An 8,728-nucleotide genomic window follows, 5' to 3' on the forward strand; every position below is an offset into this window, starting at 1 on the left:
TCAATTGCGATTTGGTGCATAGGTTATCTCTTTTTATGGTTGCACCTTAGAGATAACCTTTTTTACTGAAAATTCCAAACTAGCACAATCGGTTTTGGTTTATTTCTTTTTAAATAGAATAAATTATGAGTAAAAAGCTAAATATCATTCTTTTATCATTTTGTTTTTTCTTTTCTTCTTCATATTTTTCTCATGCGCAAGTCAGCGTTTCTCCCGCTACTTTTAGGGCAGAAGACGAAATTACAATTACTTATGATGCCACCCAAGGCACTTCGGGACTTCGTGGGGCGGGCAAGGTATATATGCACGCAGGCGTGATTTTAGACTCTGAAACAGGCACAAGTTGGAGCAATGTAGTTGGTAATTGGGGCAAAGATGACGGTATTGGTTTGATGACTTCTTTGGGAAATGACAAATGGAGTATTAAATTAGTGCCAAGAACATATTTTAACGTTCCTACCCAAAGAATTTATAGAATAGGTATGGTTTTCAGAAACGCAGACGGTTCAAGAGAAGGGAAAAATGCCCAAAATGGAGATATTTTTCTACAAGTAGCTTTTTCAGGGCTTTCAATGCAGATTGTTTCGCCTGCTCAACGCCCTTATTTTGCTTTTCCCAATGAAAATTTTGAAGTAAAAGCAGAAAGCAATACGCAAGCAACTTTTACGCTTTTGGTCAATGAAAGGCAGGTCAAAGAAGAAAATGGGACTACAATAACGCATACCGTCAATGCAGGCACTACTCACGGCTCTATAAAAATTATAGCTAAAAATGCCTCTACAACTATCACAGATTCTTTCACTTATAGCATTTTACCTCCACAAGTTATAGCTCCTCTGCCCACAAATGTAAAAGATGGCATCAACTACATAGATGATAAAACGGTGGTCTTGGTGCTTTTTGCCCCTCAAAAAAAGTTTGTTTATGCAATAGGCGATTTTAACGATTGGCAGGCAAATCAGCAAAGTTTTATGCACATAACGCCTGATAAAAATCGCTTTTGGCTTCGATTAGAAAACTTAGAACCCAAAAAAGAATATGTATTTCAATACTTGATTGACGGCAATATAAGAATAGGCGACCCTTATGCTGAAAAAATCTTAGACCCTGAGAATGACAAGTTTATAGAAAACTTTGTTTATCCCAATCCTACACCTTACCCTACGGGAAAAACCACAGGACTGGCGAGCGTACTACAAACTGCCCAAACACCTTATCAGTGGAAAACCAATAACTTTCAAAGACCCAATCCACAAGATTTAGTGATTTATGAGTTGCATTTGCGAGATTTTTCCACTACGCACAATTACCAAGCTGTCATTGATTCTTTGGATTACTTGAAAAAACTGGGAGTTAATGCCATAGAGCTTATGCCTATACAAGAGTTTGAGGGCAACGACAGTTGGGGTTACAACCCAATTTACTACTTCGCTCCTGACAAATACTATGGTACAAAGGAAATGCTCAAAAATTTCATAGACAAAGCACACGAAAAAGGCTTTGCGGTGATTCTCGACATAGTACTAAACCACAATTTTGGGCAGTCGCCTTTGGTACAAATGTATTGGGACAGCAAAACAAGAAAACCTGCCGTAGGCAATCCTTACTTTAACCCCGATGCCACGCACCCCTTCAATGTAGGCTATGATTTTAACCATGAAAGTCAAGCAGTCAAGGACTTGGTAAAAAGAGTAAACCAGTTTTGGCTCACAGAATACAAAATTGACGGCTTCCGTTTTGACCTTTCCAAAGGATTTACACAAAGAAATAACCCTACCAATGAAGCTGCTTGGAGTGCTTACGATGCTTCAAGAATAGCTACTTGGAAACGCATTTATGATGAAATCAGAGAGATAGACAATTCCGCTTATGTAATCTTAGAACATTTTGCCCAAAACAGCGAAGAAATGGAATTAGCTAACTACGGAATGTTGCTTTGGGGAAATATGAACGATGGCTTCTCCAAAGCAGTACAAGGCATTAGCAACAGCATAGAAGGCTCAACATATCTACAAAGAGGCTGGCAGCAGCCTCACTTGATTGCCTACATGGAAAGCCATGATGAGGAAAGGCTCATGTTCAGAGCCTTAGACGGAGGGCAAAGTGCTGATAACTACAATATTAAAAATCTTCCTACTGCCTTAGAACGCATGAAATTAGCAGCAGCATTTTATTTTACCATGCAAGGGGCAAAAATGATTTGGCAATTCGGTGAGTTAGGGTACGATGTAAGTATTAATCAAAACGGAAGAACAGGAAGAAAACCTATACGCTGGGAATATGCACAAAATCCAGACAGGCAAAAATTGTATAAAACGTATGCGGCACTCATTCGCTTAAAAACATTGCCAGAAACAGCAGAAGCATTACGTAGTAAGAATAGCCAGCTTATAGAACGAAACTTAGGGTTAGAAAAGCAGTTTATCCTCCAATCGCCCAGCGTAAGTATGGTCGTTTTGGGCAACTTTGGTTTACAAAACAAAGACTTCCAAATTTCCTTCCCCAATGCAGGCACTTGGTACGATTACTTTACAGGTGAAAGCATAGAAGTTCTTGATAAAGAGGCAAATCTCTTTCTTAGTCGCGGGCAGTTTCATATCTTGACTAACAAAAAACTCCCTACCCCTGAAAAAGGCTTAGTCCCTTGGACGCTTGCCTCAAAAGTGGTAGCCGTACAAGATGCCCAATACGGAAATAGCATCTTGATTTACCCTAATCCCGCCCATTCGCAAGTGCAAATCCGTTTTTCACAACCAATCAAAGGCACTGTAAAAGTAAATTTGAAAGAAATCTCGGGCAAAACACTCAAAACTTGGCAGTTCAACCTACTCAATGAGCATGAAAGCATTGACTTGCAAGGAATTAACTCAGGCTTTTATTTCATGGAAATAGTGCAAGAAGGGAAAAGTGTGGTGAAGAAGTTAGTAGTGGAATGAAGACGCAACGGTTACAAATTCTGAGTTAAGTAAGATTGTATTATAAATTCAGACTTGCTTAATATTCTCCATTCTCCGCACATTTTTCTTTTTTTCACTTTTTTTGTAGCTTGCGAAAAACAAAACCTCTTGCTAAAATGATGAAAAAACTGTACTTTGAGGTAGTAATCATTATCCTCTTTTCTTTCTTTCCTGCTTTTTCCCAAGAGAAAAACAGCACGCAAAAAAGCCTTGACAGCCTGATTCAGGTCTATCAGCAATTCCAAAGTGAGCCTTACACAGTCTTAAAAATTACTGATGGAGAACAACTAAAATCGTTTGGATTGTTTAGGGAAGCCGATTTAGCCCTTGAAAACCAATACTTAAAAAAGCTAAAAAGCAGCTTAGAGCAGCTTGTTGACAAGCAACTTAATGAAAATGATCAAATTAACCTAACGCTCCTGCTCTACACTATCACAGAAAAGATTGCCTATTTTGACAACAAAGATTACTTAATGCCTATCAATGCCGAGGGTGGCTTTCATACTTCTTTTGCCAACTCCCCCAATCGTTCTTTTAGTACTGTGAAAGATTACGAAGACTATATTGCGCGCCTTAGCTATTTTGCTACCTATACCAACGAGTACATAGCTATTATGCGTAAGGGTATCAAAGAGAAAATCACCTTGCCCAGAGTAGTTTTGGAAGGCTATGAAGGCACGTATAATACGCACATAGTCAGTGATATAAGTCAGAGTACGTTTTTTAAACCTTTTGAAAAATTCCCAGTCCATTTTTCCAATGAGATAAAAGAAAAGCTGATAGCAGAAGGAAAAAAAGCAATCCAAGAAAGTGTAATTAAGGGTTACAAAGCCTTTGGGGAGTTTATCGAGAAAGAATACTTGCCCTCTGCCAGAACTACTGTAGGCGTGTCCGCTCTTCCCAACGGGAAAGCCTATTACCAATCAAGAGCAAACCACTTCACTACGCTGAATATATCCGTCCAAGAAATCCATGAAATAGGCTTAAAAGAAGTAGCACGCATCAAGCAAGAAATGCAAGAAGTGATGAAACAAGCCAAGTTTGAAGGGGATTTCAAGGCATTTTTAGAATTTTTACGCACTTCTCCACAGTTTTATGTAGAAACCCCAGAGCAGTTACTCAAAGAAGCCTCCTTCTTGGCAAAAAAAGCTGACGGAAAACTACCTGCTTTTTTTGGGAAACTTCCACGCCAACCCTACGGAGTTGAGCCTGTACCTGACCTAATCGCCCCCAAATATACAGGAGGTCGCTATGTACCTGCTCCACTCAACGGGAAAAGAGGAGGAACTTATTGGGTAAATACCTATAACCTCAAAAGTCGTCCCTTGTATATTTTGGAATCATTGACGCTACATGAGGCTGTCCCGGGGCATCATCTCCAAATTGCTTTGACCAAAGAACTCAATCATTTACCTCCTTTCCGTCAAAACTTGTATATCTCTGCTTTTGGCGAAGGATGGGGACTGTACTGTGAATGGTTAGGGATAGAAATGGGCTTTTACCAAAATCCATACACCAATTTTGGAAGATTGACCTACGAAATGTGGCGTGCTTGTCGCTTGGTAGTGGATACAGGGATTCATGCTTTGGGCTGGTCAAGAGAACAAGCTATCAACTACTTAGCGGAAAATACTGCCCTTTCTTTGCACGAAGTCCGTACAGAAATAGACAGGTACATAGGCTGGGCGGGGCAGGCACTTTCTTACAAAATAGGCGAGCTAAAAATTAAAGAATTGAGGAAGAAAGCAGAAGCTGAACTCAAAGAGAAATTTGATATTAGAGAATTTCACGATACTTTACTTTCTCAAGGCACTGTTACTCTGCCTATTATGGAAAAAATTGTAAACAAGTATATCCAGAGTAAGAAACAATAGTGCAAGGCTTTATCAGACCAGCAACAGCCAAGAACAGTAAAGAAGCAGGCAATAGAATCATACAAACAAGTAGTCTTTTAACGAAATTTAATTAGCCAAATTAGATTTTTTTTTAATTTTAGCACATAAATTTTAATTTTTGGTTATTATTTTGCCTTTATATTTACAGAAAATTTATAAAACTACTTCAATTTATGACAAAAAGAAATCTTTTACTCATTTGCACATTCATTCTTGGAATCAGCACTCTTTTTTCTTTTTCGTTCCAAAACGATTTAGCCGCAAGCATCAAAAGAGGTGGTAACATCTACTCTGCTAACTGCATAGCTTGCCACATGGAAAGTGGAGAAGGTTTGGCAGGTGTATTTCCCCCGCTCAAAGGTTCTGACTATCTGGCAGATAAGAAAAAAGCTATTAGAGCCTTAATCAATGGTCTGCAAGGCGAAATCACAGTAAATGGGAAAAAGTACAATAACGTAATGCCTGCATCAGGGCTAAATGACCAGGAAATCGCCGATGTACTTACTTATGTTAATAATACTTGGGGCAACAAAGGCGGTAGAATTACCAAAGAGGAAGTAGCCTCAGAAAGAAAAAAGAAATAATACAAATACCTTTGAATCCTTTTATTACGGTTTTTCAATAAAACGCAATCCTTTGCTTTTAATAAAGTATCATGGGAATTTCTAAAGAAATAATTAAAATCTCTCCTACCAGAGATACACCAGAAGTAGAGTTCAATTACCCTCAGGGAGTATTAAGGTTTAGGGGCAGGTGTTATCCTTCTGATGTAAAAAAATTTTTTGAACCTCTTATGGAGTGGCTCGAGTGTTATATTCAAGAGCCTATGTCTCCCCAAACTACTGTAGATATTGATTTTGAGTACTTTAACACCACTTCTGGCAAGTTTATTCTCAATATTTTTGAAAAATTAAAAGCACTACATCAAAGAGGACACGAGGTAAATGTAAGATGGCATGAGTGGGAGTCCGATGAGCAGAAAGATGATGATTATTCTTTCTTAGATGAGTTTGAGGGAGAGTACCCTTTTGTAGAAATCATTTACAAATAGTTTTTCATGTGTACTGTAACCTATTTACCTGTTGATAATCAAAACTTTATTTTGACTTCTAACAGAGATGAGCATGTAAATCGTCCGACAGCTTTTCTTCCTGACTTTCTGTATATTGATAATGTAAAAATACTCTGTCCCGTAGATGCCAAAGCCAAAGGTACTTGGATTGCTACGACTTCTTACCGAACAGTATGCTTACTCAATGGTGCTTTTACTCCCCATCAGCCCAAAGAAAAGTACAGAATGAGTAGAGGACAGATAGTAATGGACAGTTTCAAATACTTGGATTTGGAAAGGTTTTTTTCTGAATATGATTTGACCGATATTGAACCATTTACATTGGTTATGGTCAATCATAATCCTTTGTTACTCACCGAACTTATTTGGAACGGCGAACAGAAAGTTATCACTAAGAAAAATCCCTCCGAACCTTCTATCTGGTCTTCTGTAACTTTGTATCCTCCTGAGGTGGTGAATCAACGCAAAAACTGGTTTGATATTTTCCTCAATAATCAATTCAAATCTCAGGAAAAAAACTTAACTAAAATCATTGATTTTCACAGATTTGGAGGAGAGGGGGACAGAGAAAATGACATTTTAATGAACAGACAAGGAAGGTTGCTTACCGTAAGCATAACCTCTGTCTTGATGACAAAACAAGAGCAGAAAATGTATTATTTTGACCTTATAAACCAGCAAGAAAAGGAAATTATCTATTAGCTTTGCATTAGGTAATTTTTCTAAATATCAAAACTTAATCAAAAACTGAAAATGAAAAATTGGTTCAAAAAAACTCATCTGCTTATGTTGTTAAGCATGGTTGCTTTGATGTTTGCTTGTGGTGGAGAAAGCAACAAGTCCGAAGAGGTAGCTTCTGAGGAAGTTTCCAAAAGTGAGGAAGTTAGCTCATCATCAAGCCTACAAAATGTACTTACAGCCGAAGAGGAGCAGGATGGTTGGAAACTGCTCTTTGACGGAAAAACATTGCAAGGGTGGCGAGGATTCCAAAATCAACCTTTGAGTGCTTGGGCAGTAGAAGATGAATGTATTGCCAGAGTGGGCGACGGCGTAGATATTATGACCCAAGACCAGTACGAAAACTTCGAACTCAAATTAGAGTGGAAAATTTCTCCAGAAGGTAATAGTGGAATTTTCTTTCACGTAGTAGAAGGTGACCATAAGACTACCTATGAAACAGCCCCAGAAATGCAAATCATTGATGCCTCAGCAGGAAGATATGCAGGTGATAAAACTACACCTAAGCAAAAAGCAGGTGCCAACTACGACCTACACCCAGTAGATAAAGACTATGCCAAACCCGTAGGCGAGTTTAATCAAGTACATATTATATGCAACAACGGGAAAGTACAGTATTTTCTTAACGGAGAAAAAACAGCAGATTTTGAGATGTGGACGCCTGAATGGAACAAACTCGTCAAGGAAAGCAAGTTTGGCAGTATGAAAGGCTTTGCAGAAGCAAAAACAGGCTACATCGCCCTTCAAAATCATGGTGATAAAGTGTGGTTTAGAAACATTAAAATCAAGACTTTATAAAATCAGACTTGAAAAGTAACATTGATAAGGTGTAAAGCCTTATCAATGTAAAAACATGACATTTTTTCCGCATTTATTTTTTGGTATCTTTTTTGGTAATTATTCTTATACCTTCCCCCTTTGTTTCCGACTTATCTCTTATCTTTTTTACTAAAAGTAGATAGTTAATCTTATGAAAAAGTGCTTACTTGCCTTAGCATCTTGTTTCTTTTTTGTTTATGAGCATGGATTTTCACAAGGTAATGAGTCAAATAGTTTTGGCAAAGATTTTTTGCATAAGCCTCTCGTTCACGTGATTACATACGGCGAGAGCATTTATTCCATAGCAAAAAAATATAACCTTTCCCCCAATGACCTCATGCTTTGGAATAAATTAGATAAAAATACTATTCTGGATAGAGGCAAGATTTTGATTATCAGCCCACCACCTACGGCATCTCCCGCTCCAAACTCCGACCAAGCAAAGGCTTTAACTATCCCAGAGGACGGCATACACATCGTGCAGTACGGAGAGTATCCCTATTTGATAGCCAGAAAATACAATATTTCTCCCAATGATTTATTGGAATGGAATGGGCTTTCTGAGCATAGCAAACTCGATTATGGAGATAAACTATGGCTTATCAATCCTAATCAAGAGGTAAAAAAAGAAAATATAACAGAAAAAGAAACATCAAAAATACTAATTCCGTTAGATTTCATACATGAAGTCAAATATGGAGAAAATATTTATTCTATTGCACAAAAATACGGTATTAAACCTAACGACTTGCTCAGATGGAATAATCTAACTATCTACTCCAAAATAGATAAGGGAATGAAATTACACTTAAAAAGTCCAAACGAATAAGTTAAGTTTTAACATTGTTGAAAATATAAAATTTAGTATATCATCGTGAGAGGTTATTTGAAATTTTTGCCCTAACTACTACACTGTTTAATTTTTTGTCATTATACTAAAAAGTAAAAGGTTTTGAAATTTGGATTAGGAAAATTACGAAAAAAGTACAATATTTGGTAATCAAATTAGTAAAAATGTTATCACAAGCAGACTATGATTTACTAAGGGAGTTACAACACAATGAACGCTATGCCAGAGCGTACAAGAAGATAACTGTGCTTTTAATGCTTCATTTGGGTCAAAGTATGGAGGTGATTAGTGCCAGTTTAGGCATCAGTGAAGGAACAGTGAGGAACTATCGGCAGCGATATGAGCAAGTAGGTTTGGAAGCCTATTTACAAGATAATTATCAAGGTTATACAGGCAA

8 protein-coding genes are annotated in these 8,728 nt (G+C 37.7%); all 8 read left to right on the plus strand.

Annotated features, from left to right (window positions below; translation table 11 throughout):
* Positions 1-125: 125 nt before the first annotated feature.
* Positions 126-2,936, plus strand: coding sequence for a DUF4961 domain-containing protein (locus tag BM141_RS21675; protein ID WP_091549535.1), 2,811 nt, complete (start codon positions 126-128; stop codon positions 2,934-2,936).
* A 137-nt stretch (positions 2,937-3,073) separates the two neighbouring features.
* On the plus strand, positions 3,074-4,831 hold the full coding sequence (locus tag BM141_RS21680) for a DUF885 domain-containing protein (protein WP_091549536.1): 1,758 nt from the start codon (positions 3,074-3,076) through the stop codon (positions 4,829-4,831).
* Positions 4,832-5,025: 194 nt separating this feature from the next.
* Positions 5,026-5,436, plus strand: coding sequence for a c-type cytochrome (locus tag BM141_RS21685; protein WP_091549537.1), 411 nt, complete (start codon positions 5,026-5,028; stop codon positions 5,434-5,436).
* Between the two features lie 71 nt (positions 5,437-5,507).
* Positions 5,508-5,903, plus strand: a complete 396-nt coding sequence (locus tag BM141_RS21690) for a DUF1987 domain-containing protein (RefSeq protein ID WP_091549538.1) — start codon at positions 5,508-5,510, stop codon at positions 5,901-5,903.
* Between the two features lie 6 nt (positions 5,904-5,909).
* Entirely contained in the window at positions 5,910-6,626 is a 717-nt protein-coding gene (locus tag BM141_RS21695; RefSeq protein WP_091549539.1) for an NRDE family protein, read from the plus strand.
* Positions 6,627-6,677: 51 nt separating this feature from the next.
* Entirely contained in the window at positions 6,678-7,460 is a 783-nt protein-coding gene (locus BM141_RS21700) for a 3-keto-disaccharide hydrolase (RefSeq protein WP_091549540.1), read from the plus strand.
* Positions 7,461-7,632: 172 nt separating this feature from the next.
* On the plus strand, positions 7,633-8,310 hold the full coding sequence (locus BM141_RS21705; RefSeq protein ID WP_091549541.1) for a LysM peptidoglycan-binding domain-containing protein: 678 nt from the start codon (positions 7,633-7,635) through the stop codon (positions 8,308-8,310).
* Between the two features lie 185 nt (positions 8,311-8,495).
* The coding region (locus BM141_RS21710; RefSeq protein WP_143091046.1) for a helix-turn-helix domain-containing protein at positions 8,496-8,728 on the plus strand (233 nt) is incomplete at its 3' end.

Origin of the sequence: Thermoflexibacter ruber, assembly GCF_900113045.1 — a bacterium.
Classification (GTDB): domain Bacteria; phylum Bacteroidota; class Bacteroidia; order Cytophagales; family Thermoflexibacteraceae; genus Thermoflexibacter; species Thermoflexibacter ruber.

Coding starts and splice junctions, on each gene's coding strand:
- BM141_RS21675 (WP_091549535.1), top strand. CDS start 126: ATGAGTAAAAAGCTAAATATCATTCTTTTATCATTTTGTTTTTTCTTT.
- BM141_RS21680 (WP_091549536.1), top strand. CDS start 3,074: ATGATGAAAAAACTGTACTTTGAGGTAGTAATCATTATCCTCTTTTCT.
- BM141_RS21685 (WP_091549537.1), top strand. CDS start 5,026: ATGACAAAAAGAAATCTTTTACTCATTTGCACATTCATTCTTGGAATC.
- BM141_RS21690 (WP_091549538.1), top strand. CDS start 5,508: ATGGGAATTTCTAAAGAAATAATTAAAATCTCTCCTACCAGAGATACA.
- BM141_RS21695 (WP_091549539.1), top strand. CDS start 5,910: ATGTGTACTGTAACCTATTTACCTGTTGATAATCAAAACTTTATTTTG.
- BM141_RS21700 (WP_091549540.1), top strand. CDS start 6,678: ATGAAAAATTGGTTCAAAAAAACTCATCTGCTTATGTTGTTAAGCATG.
- BM141_RS21705 (WP_091549541.1), top strand. CDS start 7,633: ATGAAAAAGTGCTTACTTGCCTTAGCATCTTGTTTCTTTTTTGTTTAT.